Below are 15,306 nucleotides of genomic sequence, written 5' to 3'. Positions count from 1 at the left end.
CGGACCCCCGTGACCCCCGACGACTCCGCGACCCCGCACGCCCGCCCCGGACGCCGCGAACTCCTGCGCTGGAGCGGCGCGTTGACCGCCGCCGCGGCCACCGGCGGCTGGCTCGCCGCCGTGCCCGCACAAGCCGCCACAGCGAACGCCGTCACCGCGGCGGCCGTTCCGGGCGCGGCCCCGCACGCCGCCCAGGCGGCGGCCTCCACCTTCAGCCCGCTGCGCCCGCCCGCCGTACCGCTGGCCGTCCGCTCGCCGTACCTGTCGACCTGGCTGCCCGCCGACAACCTCGCGGGGACCTGGCCCGCCTTCTGGACCGGCCACGTCACCGCGCTGTGCGGCCTCGCACGGATCGACGGCGCGGCGTACGTCTTCCTCGGCAACCCCGCGCTGCCCGGCGGCCCCGCGCTCACCACCATGCAGCAGGTGTCGCTGCAACTCACCGCCACCCGCTCGGTCTACCAGCTCAGCGGCGGCGGCGTGACGCTCACCGTCACCTTCTTCTCACCCGTCGACGTCGGCGATCTCCAGCGCCAGTGCGTACCGCTCAGCTACGTCACCGTGCGGGCCGCGAGCAACGACGGCCGCTCCCACACCGTGGACGTCCATCTCGACGCCTCCGGTGAGTGGGTGCACAACAACGTCGCCACGCCCATCACGTGGGACCGTACGACCACCGGCCGGATGACCGTGCTCAGCGCGGAGCCCGCCACCCCGGGCGTCCTTCAGGAGAGCGGCGACCAGGCGTCCTGGGGACGGCTCGTGCTGGCCACCGCCACCGGCGGCGCGGTGACCCATCAGATCGGCCAGGACACCGTGGTGCGCGCGGCCTCGGCGGCCACTGGGCGGCTCGACGGCTCGGTGGACACCGCCAAGCCGCGCGCGATCAACGACCGATGGCCGGTGCTCGGCCTCAACCGGGACTTCGGCACCGTCGACTCCGCTACACCGTCGGCGGAGTTCACCGTCGTCCTCGGCCATGTCCGCACCCCCGCCGTCACCCACCTCGGCGCACAACTCCAGCCGTGGTGGACGCACTACTGGAGCTCCTGGACCGCGATGGTGGACTGGTTCGACGCCGACCGCGGCGCCGCGCTGACCGCCGCGACCGCCCTCGACCAGAAGATCCACGACGACGCGGTCACCGCGGCCGGCGGCGGAAGCACCGGCGACCACTACGCCGCCGTCTGCGCCCTCGCGCTGCGCCAGGCCGTCGCGGGCACCGAACTGGTCGACCGCGACGGCGGCCCCTGGGCGTTCTTGAAGGAGATCTCCTCCAACGGCGACATGTCCACCGTCGACGTGATCTACCCCGCCTTCCCCGCCTACCTCTACCTCTCACCGGCCTACCTGCGACTGGTGCTCGAACCGCTCTTCCACTACGTCGAACACGGCGGCTGGTCACAGGACTTCGCACCGCACGACCTCGGCACCTACCCCAACGCCTTCGGCCGCGCCGACGGCAACGAGGAGAGCATGCCGGTCGAGGAGTCCGCGAACATGCTCATCATGGTCGCGGCGATCGTCCAGCGGCTGCCCACCGCTGACGGCGCGTCATACGCCGCCGCCCACTACGCGGTGCTGCGCCGCTGGGCCGAGTACCTGGTCGCCAACACCCTCGACCCCGGCTACCAGAACCAGACCGACGACTTCACCGGCTTCATCGCGCACAGCGCGAACCTCGCGCTCAAGGGCATGGTCGGCATCGGCGCGATGGGCGTCATCGCCGCCGCCACCGGCAACACCGCGGACGCCGCCCGCTACCGCTCGGTCTCCCGCGGCTACCTCAGCCAGTGGACCACCCTCGCCCAGGACTCCTCCGGCACCCACCTCAAACTGGCCTACGACCAGGACGGCACCTGGAGCCTGAAGTACAACGGCTTCCCCGACCGGCTGCTCGGCCTCGACCTGGTCCCGGTCGGCTTCGCCGAACAGGAGGCCAACTGGTACGCCTCCCACGCCGGCACTTACGGCATCGAACTCGACCCGCGCAACGACTACACCAAGGCCGACTGGGAACTGTGGACGGCGGCCTGGCTCGCCGACCGGCCCGGCGTCCGCGACCTGCTCGTCAACGGCGTCTACGCCTACGCCGACACCACCGGACAGCGCGTCCCGTTCAGCGACTGGTACACCGTGGCCAGCGCCGCCCAACGCGGCTTCCAGGCCCGCCCGGTGGTGGGCGGCGCGCTGGCCCTGCTCCTGAAACCCGCCGTGTCCACCGTGGTGTGGTGCCGGATCCAGAACCGCAACTCCGGCAAGGTGCTCGCCGTCTCCGGCATGTCCCGCGCCGACACCGCCGAGGTCACCCAGTACGCCGACAACGGCACCGCCGACCACGTCTGGACCGTGCTCGACAACGGCGACGGCACCGTACGCATCATCAACCGCAACAGCGGCAAAGCGCTCGCCGTCCACGACCAGAGCCTCGACGACGGCGCCCACGTCCAGCAGTACCAGGACAACGGAACGCCCGACCACCTGTGGCGGATCGTCGACAACGGCGACGGCTGGAAGAAGATCGTCAACGTCCGCTCGGGCAAGGTCCTCGCGGTCGACGGCATGTCGCAGGCCGACGCCGCCCAGGTCACCCAGTGGACCGACAACGGCAGCGCCGACCACCTGTGGCGGATGATCTGAGCGCCGTCGCCCGACCGCTCAGCAGGGATCGCGCCACGCGTCCAGCGAAAGGTGCTTCACCATCGAACTGAGCCCCAACTTCCTCGCCTGAGAGCAGAACTGACCGGACTTCAGCTTGTACTCGACGTGGAAGACCGGCTTGTCCGCCGCGATGAACGGCGCCATTTGCGCACACTCGTCGTACTGCGCGCACTCCTCGTTGACCGCGAAGTCGAAGTACCGCACGAGCGTGGCCACCTGGCCGACGTCGTTCTTCAGACCGACGGCCAGCCCACGCTCGTGCGCCAGGTCGGCGATCATCCGGTTGTACGTGATCTGCTGAGCGGCCGTCAACGGAAAGCCGGTGGTGTTCGCGTAGCCGTCCATCAGGTCGGGCTCCACCGCGTCGAAGCCCTTCTCGCGGCACATGTCGAAGCGGGCGGCCATCAGCGGGCGCAGGACGTCCACCCGGCGGATGTCCAGCCAGCGTTCGCCGTCCCAGCCGTCGCCCTCGCCGCGCACCGACGCGGGGAATTTCCCGCTGTCGGGGCGGAAGGACTCCCACGCCCCGACGTTGATGTAGCAGATCACCTTGCGCCCGGCCGCGTGCAACGTCCTGACCACCTCGGCGCCGTTCTCGAAGCCGTCGATGTCGTAGACCGGTACGTCCACCGAGGTGTCGACCGTGCCGCTGAGCTGCCACTGCCAGGGAGTGCGGGCGCGCGGATGCCAGTACGCGGGCGCGACCCGCCCGGTCGCCGCGTGCGTGGGCGTACCTTCCGGGGCGCTCGCCGGGCCGGTCGTGGCGGGGCTCGACGCGGCGCCCTTCGCGGGCCCGGACGCGGTCACCGAGGGACTGCCGCCCGCCGTGCCCCCGCCGTCCGTACCTCCCCCTCCGCCACCGTCCCCGTCGCCCGACGACGAGCAGGCCGCCAGCACGAGCAGCAGGGCGGCGGTCACCGTGCGCACGGTGAGATTCAGCGCCGTACGGCGGGCGGTCATACGTTTCCTCCGATCGGGACGGGCGCGGTCCGCCACGGATTGGGCGGCAGACCGGGGACCGCGCAGCGCACGGCCGCACCGCGCAGCGCCGCCAGCCGGGCCGCCCGCCCCGCGAGACCGTCGGGCACCCCGTACACCAGATGGCAGAACCGTTCGGCCGGATGCCCGGCCGTCCAGCGCGGCACGCCCGCGCCCTGGTAGTCGTCCCAGGTCCCCTCGAAGGTCACGAGCAGGTCGCAGAGACGGGCGTAGCCGGGATCGGGGTGCACCCCTGGATTGAACACCACCGTCCGCGCCCCGCAGAGCCGGGCCGTCCTGGCCAGCCACCGGTAGTACGGGATCCGCCGCGCGTCGGACGCCACCCGGTCGAAGAACACGCCGTCGGTGGCGTACCAGGCCCGGTGCCTGCGCAGATCGCGGTAGACCGTGTGCGCCGGGCGGGCCGCGTAGTCGGTGTCGACATAGCCGAGCACCGGCGCCCCGGCCTCCCGCAGCCGCCGCGCGGCGAGCGTGTACACCGGGTCCGGCCGGTCGCCGGGACCGTCCGCGGCGTTGAGCACCACCCCGTACAGGGCCGGTGCCGCGTCCTCCAGGGCCCGCCACGCGGCCGGGTCCACCGCCGGGTGGACGTACAGCGGCACGAGCAGCGAGCCCGCGGAGGGCGCGGGGGAGCCATGGCTCACGGTGAGATCCTGACCGGCTCGCCCGGCACCGCCGCCCACAGGGCGGTGAGCGCGTCCCGCAGCGTCCGCGTGGGCTGCCAGCCCAGCGCGTACGCCGCGAGCGTGATGTCCGCCTGGTGCCAGGACACCCCGGCCGAGCGCTCCGAGCCCCGCCCCGACTCCTCCAGCCGGCCGGTGAAGCCGCTGACCGAGGCCAACTCCGCCGCCAGCGTGCGCACTTGGGTCGCCTCGCCCGAACCGATGTTGACCACGGGCGGCACCGAGCCGGGCGCGGCCACCGCGAGGGCCACCGCGTCCGCCACGTCGTCCGCGGCGACGAAGTCGCGGTACGCGGCCAGACTGCCGGTGCGCACCACCCCTTCGCGCGGCGCCTCGCGGAAGGCGGCGGCCAGCCTGCCGGGCAGCCCGGAGGTCGGCGAGCCGGCGCCGACCGGGTTGAAGACCCGCAGCACCACCGCGTCGAGGCCCGAGCCGGTCACGGCGAGGGTGCCCGCGAGCTTGGCCGCCCCGTAGACGCCCTCCGGCCGGGCGGGCGCCGACTCCGCCAGTGCGGCGCCGGGCTCCGCCGGTCCGTACTCGGCCGCCGAGCCCAGGTGCACCAGCCGCGCCGACGGCGTGGCGAGCGCCATCGCCTCGCACAGCGCGGCCGGCCCCCGCGCGTTGGTCGCGCACAGCGTGCTGGCGCGGCCCGCCACCACGCCCGCGCAGTCGACCACCGCGTCGGGGGCCAGCGCGGCGAGCCGCCGGGCCAGGACATCGACCGGCACGGTCGCCAGGTCGGCCGCCAGATCGAGTCCGGCGCCGCCCTTCGGACCGCCCCGCGTACCGCCCTTGGCGCCGTCCCCCGCGCCCCGCCCGCCGCGCAGGATCCGCGCCCCGGGCGTCCGCTGGAGCCGCGCGGTCACCCGGGAGCCCAGGAAACCGCCACAGCCCAGTACGAGAATCCGCGTCCGCGTCATGGCCCCTCACGCCCCCTTGAGCAACAGGCCGCGACGGCTGCTGAATTCGGCGTTCGCCCGGTCGTAGTCGTCGGGGCGGCCGATGTCGAGCCAGTAGCCGTCGAAGTCGAAGGCCCGCGGCTGCGCACCCGCGGCCAGCAGATCGAGCACCACCTCGTCGAAGCCCAGCGGCAGACCGGGGGTGTAGCGCAGGAGCGTGCTCCGGGAGACCCCGTACACCCCCATCGACACCCGGTAGTCCATGCTCGGCTTCTCGGTGAAGGCGACCACCCGCCCGTCGTCGGTGCTGAGCACCCCGAAGTCGATGTTCACGGTACGGGCGTAGGTGGCGATGGTGAGCGGCGCGCCCGTGCCCCGGTGCTGGTCGAGAACGGCGGAGAAGTCGAGGTCGGTGAGCACGTCGCCGTTCATCACCAGGAAGTGTTCGGGGAGTTGGTCGATCATCGTGAGCAGCGGCCCCATCGTGCCCAGCGGACTGTCCTCGGTCACGTAGTCGACCTCGATGCCCCACTGGGAGCCGTCCCCGACGTACGCGCGGATGATGTTGCCGAGGTGGCCGATGGCGATGGTGCAGCGGCGGAAGCCGAAGCCCGCGAGCTGGCGCATCACGATCTCCAGGATCGCGTGGCTGTCGCCGATCGGCACCAGTGGCTTGGGCAGTGCGGTGGTGTACGGCCGGAGCCTCACGCCTTTGCCCCCGGCGAGAATGACTGCGTGCATGGTGGTCCCCCCTGCGGTTGGATGTCAGCGGTTCTCTGCTGCGATGAAAGTGGTCAACAGGTGCCCGGCGCAGCGCTGATGAGGCGGCGTCAGACGTTGTACGCGGTGGTCTTGTAACGGGCCAGGTGGGCCGGGTCGCGGAAGAAGTCGATGGTGTGCGCCAGCCCGTCCTCCAGGCTGTGGGCCGGTCGCCAGCCGGTGGCCTCGCGCAGCCGGGTCGCGTCGCAGACCAGCCGCATGACCTCGGAACCGGCGGGCCGCAGCCGCTGCGCGTCCTCGCGCACCAGCAGCTCGGTGTCCATCAGCTTGCCGATCAGCCGCACCAGGTCGCCGACCGAGATCTCGCCGCCCGTACCGGCGTTGAAGGTCCGGCCGACCACCTTCTCGGCGGGCGCGGTGCCGACCGCGACGAAGGCCGCGGCGGTGTCCTTGACGTAGCTGAAGTCCCTGGTCGGCCGCAGGTCCCCGAGCGTCACCTCCCGCTCGCCCGCCGCGACCTGGCCGATCACCGTCGGGATCACCGCGCGCATCGACTGCCGCGGCCCGAAGGTGTTGAACGGCCGCAGTGTCACCACCGGCGTCTCGAAGCTGGCGTGGTAGCTGTCCGCCAGCCGGTCCCCGCCCGCCTTCGACGCGGCGTACGGCGACTGCGTGACGATCGGGTGGTCCTCGGTGATCGGCACGGTCCGCGCGGTGCCGTACGTCTCGCTGGTGGAGGTGTGCACCAGCCGCGGGACGCCGAACTCCCTTACGGCTTCGAGGACGTTGAGGGTGCCGGACACATTGGTGTCCACGTAGCTGCGCGGCGCGCGGTACGAGTACGGGATCGCGATCAGCGCGGCCAGGTGGTAGACGGTGTCGCTGTCGGCGACCAGATCCCGTACGGAACCGGAGTCGCGGACGTCGCCGAGGACCACCTCGACCCGGTCCAGCACGTCGGGCGCGAGCACTTCGAGCCAGCCGTGGGACGAGAACGAGTTGTACTGCACCATCGCGCGGACGCGGCGCCCGGAGGCGACCAGCGCCTCCACCAGGTGCGAGCCGATGAAGCCTTCCGCGCCGGTGACGGCGACGGGTGTCTCGGTGGACACGGATGAATCTCCTTCTGCGGAGGGTCGGTTGGAGTGGTGAGGTCGGAGGTCGGTGGTGTGGGGCGCGGGTGTGCGCGCCGCGGACGCGGGGTCAGCGGTGGGTGGTCACGCGGCCGGTCATCGTCAAGGCCGCCGTGAGCAGGACGGCGGCGGCTCCCGCGCAGACCAGGCGGAGTACGGTCCCGGCCGTCGCGGTGTGCGCCGCCAGCAGCGCGACGGCCGTCAGGACGGCGGCGGCGAGCACGTAACTCCCCGTCCACGCCCGGCCGCAGGACTGGAGGAGCAGCGACAGCCACAGCGTGCCGCCGAGGGCCAGCAGCACCGACAGGTGCGCCGGGTTCCAGGCGGCGGCGCCGGGCACGACCGCCGCCTCGACGGCCGCGAGCGCGGCCAGCGCGACGGCGTAGAGCGCGAGACAGCCCGCCAGCACGCGCCACGACCTGGCGAGCAGCCGCTCGTGCACGGTCGTCCCGCGCAGTGCGGTCAGACACCGGCTGCGGAAGCGGAAGAGCAGCCATTCGGCGACGCCCATGCTCACCGTGAGCGCGGCCACGAACTCCCCGGTGAGCGCCGCCGCGACCACCAGCGCGCCGCCCGCGAGCCCCGCCATCCCGTGCGGCAGCGACAGATACGGCGACAGGCCCTTGGCGTCGGTGACGCCGTCGTCGGCCCGCCACAGCAGCCGGGCCGCCTCCGGCAGGGTCCGGAGCGAGGAGACGAGCCCGGTGCGGGTGTCCGTGCCGGGTCCGGCTGCCCTGCGGGCGAATCGGCCGGCTGTCCTGCGGGCGAATCGGCCGGGTGTGGTGCGGGTGTCCGTGCCGGTCTTGGCGCGACTGCGGCCGAACCGGCTTGCGCGAGCGCGCAGTTGGGCGCCGCGGTCGGCGCGTACACGCTCGCGCCAGGGCGCGCGCGGCGGCTTGGCGGGCCCGCGCTCGGGCGGCTCGCCGGTCAGGGCGGTGCGCAGCGCGGTGGCGAGGGCCGCCCCGCCGGCCGCCGCCGCGGTGGCGACCAGGACGGCGGCGACCGCGGGCGACGGCAGGCCGCCGGCCCCGCAGGCGACCGCGACGGCGAGCGGCGTCAGGACATAGAGGAGGGAGCGCTCGCGGCCGAGCACGAGCAGGACGGTCGCGGACGCGACGTACACCGACTGGCCCGCCGCGAAGGCGAGGGCGGAGAGATGGCCGGGGCCCGCGACGGCCGCGGCGGCGGCGCCGGCCAGGCAGGCCCCGACCGCCGCGCCGGTGACCAGGCAGCGCGCGGCGGCCCGCGGTCGCTGGGCGAGCAGGTGCAGGTGCGCGCGGTGCGCGAGCGCCTGGTTCCAGCCCCACCCGCACAGCGCCGCCGCGCCCCACGCGGCGACCGCGCGGGACACCCCGAACGGCCCGTCGTCGCCGCCTGCCCAGCGCCCGCCGAGCACATAGGCGACGCCTGGCAGCGCGAAGGTCAGGCCACGCAGTACGCAGCGCCACACGTCGACCTGCCACGGGTCGTCGGCGGGTTCGGGCTCGGGGAAGCGCCGCGGCACCGTCTCGAACAGCTCCCGCGCGAGCGAGAACAGGTCCGGGTGCCCGTAGCGGCCGGTGATCTGCTCGTCGGTCAGCCCCTCGGACTCCAGCACCGCCGCGATCTCGTCGGGGTGCACGGCCGCCGAGCACGCCGCCGACAGCCGCTCCGCCAGCTCCGCGACCGGGTCGCCGACCGCCCAGGACGGCACCCGGCGCGGGCGCGGCAGCTCGGGCAGCGCGGCCATACCGCCGCCCGCGACCCTGCTGAGCAGGGACATCGGCCCGCTCACCGGCCGTCCCCGACAGCCCGCACACCGACGACTGTCGCGTCATCGGCGTTCTCAGCGGCGGCTGTTGACAGGCCATCAGCTTCGGCGTCCGCTGAACCCCCGCGCCAGACACGGGACATCCAGGTGACACCGCCGTAGATCTGCGCGCCGCGGTCCTCGACCCGGCTCAGTCCCGTGTAGATCCCCCGGAAGGCGTCGATCGTCTGACGGAGCGTGAACTGGTCGATGACCCGCAGCCGCGCCTCCCAGCCCATCGAGGCGCGCCGCGCCGGATCGCGCAGCAGCTCGACCGCGGCCCGCGCCATCGCCTTCGGATCGCGCGGGGGCACGACGAGACCGGTGTCGCCCACGGCCTCCCGTACCCCGCCGACATCGGTCGACACGGTGCACCGCCCGCAGGACATCGCCTCGATGAGGGTGAAGGGGAAGCCCTCGCTGATGCTGGAGAGCATCACGACCTGCCCGGCCGCGTACGCGGTGCGGATGTCGTCCACCCGGCCCTCGAAGGTGACCGCGTCGGCCGCGCCGACCGTCGCCGCCAGTGCCTCGCACCGCTCGCGGTACGCCTCGCCGCCGCGCGGAGTGCCGCCGAAGATCCGCAGCCGCGCGGCGGGTATCTCGGCCCTGACCAGCGCGAAGGCGCGGATCAGCGTCTCCAGGTCCTTGATCGGGTCGATCCGCCCCGCCCAGGTGAGCGTCGGCACCTCCGGCTCGGGTCCGGCCATCGGGAACGCCCCGGGATCGACTCCGTTGTAGACGGTACGGATCCGGTCAGGCGCCGCCCCGCCGTGCTCCTCCCACCGCCGGTTGTAGCGGTTGCCCGGCGTGATCAGCGCGCTGTTGCGGTACGTCTCGCGCGACAGCAGCCGGAAGAAGGTGAGCAGCAGCGCCTTGACCGGCCAGCGGTACGGTCCCGTGCGGTAGCCGAGATAGCGTTCGCGCTGGTAGACGCCGTGCTCGGTGAGCAGCAGCGGCGTGTCGTACCGCTCGTGCGCCACCAGTCCCGGCAGCGTGGCCAGCCCGCCGCTGACGGCGTGCGCGACCTGACCCGGCGGCGGCACCACGGCCAGCGGGCGCAGCGCGTGCTCCAGCAGATCGACGGCGCTGAGCGCGTCGGCCTGGGTCGGCACCGCGGCCGACACGGTCGTGCCGGGGCGGCGCCACAGCCGGACCAGCGTCCGCACCGCCTCCTCCGAGCGCAGCCCGGCCGACAGCGCGCCCATGCCCGCCCACCCGGCGAGCGCGTACAGCGCGGGTCCGAAGTCCTCGTCGGGCGCCGCGGACCGGCCGCCGCGGGCCGGCGGCTCGTCCGCGCCGTCCTCGTGCAGCAGCGCCCGCAGAAAGCGTTCCCACACCGCGAGGAACGCGCGGCGGTCCCGGCCGCGCGGCGCCCTGCCCTCCGGCGCCTGCCCCCACAGCGGGACCACGTCGAGCCCGGTGACCTGCGCCGGGAGCGGCCAGACCGGGGTCTCGCGGCCGGTGCCCGTCACCGCGATCACCGAGAATTCGACGTCCGGCATCCCCTGGACCAACTGGTCGCACCACACGCTGACCCCGCCGGGGCTGTGCGGATACGTGCCCTCGGTCAGCAATGTCACCCGCGCGGTGCGCGAGGGCGGTGCGCCGAAGATTCTGTGCGTGGAAATGGTGTCCCCCCTGGACGTTCTCGTGTCACGGGGCGCCGGTGACCGTGCGGCGCCCCGGTACCGCGGGCGGGGCCGAGTACGCCCCGCCCGCGGGTGGTTCACTTCCCGGTGCTACTTCCTGGTGTGGTCGCCCGGTCCCACGGGCACGGCCTTGGCGACGCCCTTGGGCACCGGCAGATGGCCGACGGAAGCCTTGATCGTGATCGGCCCGAGCGAGACGTTCAGGTTGACCAGCGCGGGCACCGCGCCGGACGGCAGCGTCAGCGACACATTGCTCTGGAGCACGCCGGGCGTGGTCCAGCCGGACACCTTGCCCGCGTAGGAGCTGCCGAAGGCGGTCGTGCCGAGCAGTTGGGATTGGCGCGTACCGGCGGGCATCGTCGCGGTGATCTGCGTACCGCTCGGCGCGTTGACCGTCACCGCGTCACCGATCCGGTAGGCGGTCACCTGGCCGCCCTTCCACGCCGTGTCCCACGCCGCCCTGCGCTGCAACTCGGTGGCGATGTCCGAGGTCCGCAGGTTGACGGTCGGGGTGCTGGCGGCGAACAGCGACGCGTAGTCGCTGAGGATGCGCTCCAGCACCGGGTAGGCGATGCGGCCCTCCGCGAGGTTGGACTGGTGCATGAAGTGCGGGCGCGGGTTGTTGCCCAGCACGTGCCCGAGGTCGATCTTGGCCTCGAGCGGCACGATGTACGACGCGTAGCCGGTGTCGGTGTCCAACGGCGCGGTCAGACAGGTGGAGTTGCCCGAGGTCGCGCAGGCGCCGCTGCCGCCCTGGGCGGAGCTGGTGTAGATCCAGTTGTACTCGTCGGTCTCCTCCTGCGCCGTACCGGCGTTGTAGAAGACGTTCATCGGGAAGCGCGGCACGGTGACCGCGGGACCGACCTGACGCTGGCCCGGGTCGCGGGAGTTGTCGCTGGCCAGGTACTTCACGCCGAGCTGGGTCAGCGCGGGCGCGAGGTTCGGATTGTCGACCGGCTGCTGCGGCAGCACCTTGAGCCCGGAGTGCTCACCGGTCACCAGCTCCTGGTTGTTCAGCGACAGCCCGTGCGAGGCGGCCCAGTTGCGGTTGTCCTGCACCGAGGCCGTGATGTCGGCCTTGCTGACCCACTGGACATTCCCCGAGGCGTCCGTCCCGCAGACCCACGGCACCACGCTGACGTCCTGGACACAGCCGAGGAAGGGGTGCAGATACGTGTGGTTGACCCAGCGGTAGGCGCTCTTGTCGGCCAGGAGCTGGGTGGCCAGCGGGTCGACGGTGGTGTCGTGGTCGGCCTTCCAGTCCTCGCTGCCGCCGCCGTTGAAGACGAAGTCGAGGGTGAGGCCGTGCGCCTGCGACCACTGCTTGGCGTACTGCGCGTCCGCCGCGGTCATCCGGATCGGATCGGTGTCCTCACCGGTGCCGATCGGGCAGTCCACGTCGCCGGGCGTGCAGTTGAGGGTGGTGTTCCACCGGTCGTCGGCCAGGAAGATGTCGTCGACCTGCACCTCGAAGTAGTTGCGGTCGGCGCCGAGGTGGATGCCCTGGGTCATCCACTCCACGATCCCGCGCGCCAGCAGCCGGAACTGCTGCTGGTACTGGTTGTAGACGAACGGCAGCACCAACTCGCTGCGCCCGTCGTGGTTGTACTGCCCGACCAGCACACCGCGCGCCGAACTGTCCGGAATCGGCGCGTCGACCAGCGTGGTGAAGGTCGCCCCGGCGGCCTGGGTCGCCAGCGGCGTCGCGAGGAAGCCGTAACTCTCGGCCACGTTCGGGTCGTTGTCCTCGAAGGGAACCGCGCCCTTGAGGTAACCGAAGTCGCCCGCGGTGCCCTGCGCCGTCACCTGGCCCTGAATGCCGTCGAGTTGGCCGATGTACCCCGGATCCTGCGCGTAGTTCAGCCCGACGCCGGGCTGGGCGTAGGTGTACGCGTCCACCTGGCGGATGCCGAAGTCCGTCTCGTACGCCGCCAGTGCGGCCATCTCGGCGGAACCCGCCCCGAACGGGTTGTCGTTGGGCAGCACCACCGACTGGAACTTGGCGCGTGCCCGGCCGCTCACGGTGTCGCTGAGGTAGGCGGCGTTGATGGTCGGCCGGCCCGCCTGGTTGAGATCGATCCTCGTGTACGGGGTCCCCGCCCCGTCGAGTTCCGCGGTGATGGCCTGTGTCGCCGGTCCGCCGTCGTCGACGACCAGCACCCTCAGATCGATACGGGGCGGTGTCGCGGCCTGCGCCCCGCTCGGTGCCACCCCCAGGGCCACGAGAACCGCCGCTGAACTCAGAGCGGCAGCACGCAATGCTCTGCCCATAGTTTTCCTCCCCCGGAAGACGGCATGAATCGGCTCAGCGTCTTCCAACTGGCAGCGGCCGAATCCCGGCCGCAATTACGGGGACCATCGTGGGGCACGGTGCGGAGGACTTGTGACCATTCTGCGGAGGTGGCCGGAAGGCAGGGGACACCGAACGGCGTGACGCGCCTGCCCGACCCTTCCCACCTGCGAGTTTTCTGAATGACATGAGCACGGCGCGAAAGGATTATCGACCTGAATGATGAATCATCGCTCGGATTTGCGATTTTCTCGACCATGGTGAGGATCGATCGTCCGCGTGGTGGAAAATGACCGGAAAATGATCGAATCGAATTCCCGGAGAACGAGGGGAATACGCGGGGCGTATAAGGCGCACAGCGGGGGCGTACCGGGGCGAGACCGTGCGGAAAGCGGTTACGGGGCCAATGCGGCGCGAGTGCAGGGACCATAGACACCCGTGGGGTCACAGGTGATTCCGCGGTCCCGCTGAATCTGCGTCACGCCGCGCACGGTGGCGTCGTCGTACACCCCGGTGGGCGACACATAGGTGAATCCCTGCGCGAACAGCAGCCGCTGAAGATCGGTCACATCCGATCCGCTGTCACCCGCATGGAGCGTGCGGGGAGTTGGGGCCGTGGCGCTCGGCGCGGGGGAGTCGCTGGGGGCGGTGCTGGGCGGCGCGCCGGTCACGCTCGACCCCGGCGCGGGGGAGCCGTTCCCGTGCCCGGTCCCGGTTTCCGCTCCGCTTCCGGGCATCGCTGACGGCCCCGCCGGTGGCGTGGCCCGACGGGTCGGATCGCCGTCGGCGGCCGGTGCCCGGCCGGTGTGGCCGCCGGCCGAGGGCAGCGGTCCGGCCGCGTGGCCGGATATCCCGCCGCTGGTCAGCGGCCGGGTGCTGGAGGGCGGGGGAGCCGGCCGGTCGGGCGCCGTCGCGCCGGGCGACTGCGGCCACACCTGCCAGGCGATCACCGCCGCCACCGCGACCGCGGCGATGGACATGGCGCCGAGCAACAGCGGGCGTTCGCGCAGCCGTTCACGTCGGCCGGGCCCGCCACCGGGTCCTGCGGCCGCCGCGCGGCCGGTGTCCTCGGGCCCCGGCACGGAGAACACCACGTCGATCACATCCGGCGGCTCCTGGCCGCCGCCTCGGGACTCGGGTGCCGCGACCGCCGTCGCCGCGCGGTCCGGCCGGTACCGACGCTCCCCGTCCGCTGCCCGCCGCCCCGCCCTGTCGTCTTCCATGTCCATCACCGGTTTCACTCACGCCACTGCCGGATCATCCCCACCCGCGAAAACTTCCGCACCCCAGGGTGCGGTAACAAGGTGGCCCCGCCAAGGGGGCCTTGACATCCGCGGACAAGGGTGAGCCATCGGGGAGCCGACGGGCCGAACCGGTTCCTCGGCGTCCCCTCTTTCGTATCAACAGGCGCAGCGGCACCGTGCGTGATCCACGGTTGTCGCCCGCGGCCGGGCCCGACGCGGCAGAATTATCGTTTCTGCTGCGCGTCCGGCCCGGCGACCGGCGGTGCGGCGGCGCTGCTCAGTACATCGACGGCGGCGGCGGGGGCGGCGCGGGACTCGGCTCAGGCGTCGGCGGCACCGGGTCGGGCGCCGGGCCGGGAGGCACCGGCTCGGGTCCCGGAGGTGTCGGCGTCGGATCCGGCACCGGGACCGGACCCGGGCCGGGGGTGGGACCGGGCACCGGCGACGGGAACGGATCGGGCCCCGGCGTCGGGAAGGGCTCGGGCACGGGGTTGGTCATCGCTGCCTCCGAAGGTCCTGGCGAGGGCCTCTTCGTGATCCTCGCCGACTGGTCACGACACGTACCCGGTCATCGCGCGCCTATGCCGCACGCCCCCGCGCGCGCTCCCGTGGGAGTGAACCGCGCCGGCGCCCGCAACTGCGCGCCCACGGCGCGTTGTCTGTCCGGGGGACCGATCCACGGCGGAAGGAGCCGGTGATGGCAGAGGACTGGGAAGACCTTCGGGAACCTGGTGTGGTGCACGTCCTGATCACCGCGCGCGACGAGGCCAGCGCGTATCGCGTCTTCGACGCCCTGGTCGACCGCTTTCCCGCGGTCGGTCCCCCTGCCCCGGCCCGCTCCCGGCCCGGCCTCGTCGTCCTGTCCGTCCTCACCCCGACCGCCTGACGGCTCCCGTCTCAGGGGCGCGGGCGGTGACCTTCGGGGGCGTGGTGGCTGGTCGCGCCTACGCGGCGGCAGCCGCTCCGGGCCGGGACGTGCCCCGTAGGGGCGCGGGGAACTGCGCGACCGGCCCCCACCGGCTGGTGGTCCGGGGACGACCAGAATGCCCCTTCGGGGCGGGTGGTGACCTGTGGGACCGTCGTGGCTGGTCGCGCCTGCGCGGCGGCAGCCGCACATCGAACGCGGCGCCGGGCCCCTGGAGGGATCGGCTCACCGATCCGGGCCGGGACGTGCCCCGTAGGGGCGCGGGGAACTGCGCGACCGGCCCCCACCGGCTGGTGGTCCGGGGACGACCA

The 15,306-nt window shown here is 72.9% G+C and carries 11 protein-coding genes; 2 read left to right on the top strand and 9 right to left on the bottom strand.

The genetic code is table 11. The features are described from left to right. The first annotated feature begins 9 nt into the window (after window positions 1–9). Complete coding sequence (locus tag ACIQCJ_RS20365) at window positions 10–2,640, top strand: glutaminase domain-containing protein (RefSeq protein ID WP_402712111.1); 2,631 nt, start codon at window positions 10–12, stop codon at window positions 2,638–2,640. 18 nt (window positions 2,641–2,658) lie between these two features. Here the strand turns inward: ACIQCJ_RS20365 and ACIQCJ_RS20360 are convergent, their stop codons facing one another. The 9 genes from ACIQCJ_RS20360 to ACIQCJ_RS20320 all read right to left on the bottom strand — a co-directional run bounded on the left by ACIQCJ_RS20360 (window position 2,659) and on the right by ACIQCJ_RS20320 (window position 14,049). After that, entirely contained in the window at window positions 2,659–3,621 is a 963-nt protein-coding gene (locus ACIQCJ_RS20360) for an endo alpha-1,4 polygalactosaminidase (protein ID WP_402712110.1), read from the bottom strand. Continuing rightward, window positions 3,618–4,304: a spherulation-specific family 4 protein gene (locus ACIQCJ_RS20355; RefSeq protein ID WP_355347735.1), complete on the bottom strand. Its 687-nt coding sequence runs from the start codon at window positions 4,302–4,304 to the stop codon at window positions 3,618–3,620. Before ACIQCJ_RS20355 ends, ACIQCJ_RS20360 begins: the two co-directional genes overlap by 4 nt. Next, window positions 4,301–5,263: an NAD-dependent epimerase/dehydratase family protein gene (locus tag ACIQCJ_RS20350; protein WP_402712109.1), complete on the bottom strand. Its 963-nt coding sequence runs from the start codon at window positions 5,261–5,263 to the stop codon at window positions 4,301–4,303. Before ACIQCJ_RS20350 ends, ACIQCJ_RS20355 begins: the two co-directional genes overlap by 4 nt. Before the next feature lie 6 nt (window positions 5,264–5,269). Continuing rightward, complete coding sequence (locus tag ACIQCJ_RS20345) at window positions 5,270–5,983, bottom strand: sugar phosphate nucleotidyltransferase (RefSeq protein WP_355347729.1); 714 nt, start codon at window positions 5,981–5,983, stop codon at window positions 5,270–5,272. A gap of 89 nt (window positions 5,984–6,072) precedes the next feature. Then, window positions 6,073–7,074, bottom strand: coding sequence for a GDP-mannose 4,6-dehydratase (locus ACIQCJ_RS20340; RefSeq protein WP_391160661.1), 1,002 nt, complete (start codon window positions 7,072–7,074; stop codon window positions 6,073–6,075). Window positions 7,075–7,165: 91 nt separating this feature from the next. After that, window positions 7,166–8,869: a hypothetical protein gene (locus ACIQCJ_RS20335; protein WP_402712108.1), complete on the bottom strand. Its 1,704-nt coding sequence runs from the start codon at window positions 8,867–8,869 to the stop codon at window positions 7,166–7,168. Then, complete coding sequence (gene pelF, locus ACIQCJ_RS20330; protein ID WP_402712107.1) at window positions 8,866–10,467, bottom strand: GT4 family glycosyltransferase PelF; 1,602 nt, start codon at window positions 10,465–10,467, stop codon at window positions 8,866–8,868. The genes ACIQCJ_RS20335 and pelF overlap by 4 nt, the downstream gene beginning before the upstream one ends. A gap of 159 nt (window positions 10,468–10,626) precedes the next feature. Beyond that, a complete protein-coding gene (locus ACIQCJ_RS20325) occupies window positions 10,627–12,807 on the bottom strand; it encodes a hypothetical protein (RefSeq protein ID WP_402712106.1) in 2,181 nt (726 codons plus the stop codon). A gap of 414 nt (window positions 12,808–13,221) precedes the next feature. Next, on the bottom strand, window positions 13,222–14,049 hold the full coding sequence (locus tag ACIQCJ_RS20320; RefSeq protein ID WP_402712105.1) for a peptidoglycan-binding protein: 828 nt from the start codon (window positions 14,047–14,049) through the stop codon (window positions 13,222–13,224). 718 nt (window positions 14,050–14,767) lie between these two features. Between ACIQCJ_RS20320 and ACIQCJ_RS20315 the strand changes: the two genes are divergently transcribed. Then, entirely contained in the window at window positions 14,768–14,956 is a 189-nt protein-coding gene (locus tag ACIQCJ_RS20315; RefSeq protein ID WP_391050723.1) for a hypothetical protein, read from the top strand. Window positions 14,957–15,306 lie beyond the last annotated feature (350 nt).

Source organism: Streptomyces sp. NPDC093221, assembly GCF_044753885.1.
Lineage (GTDB): Bacteria > Actinomycetota > Actinomycetes > Streptomycetales > Streptomycetaceae > Actinacidiphila.
This window is presented reverse-complemented; position numbering and strand designations above follow the sequence as displayed.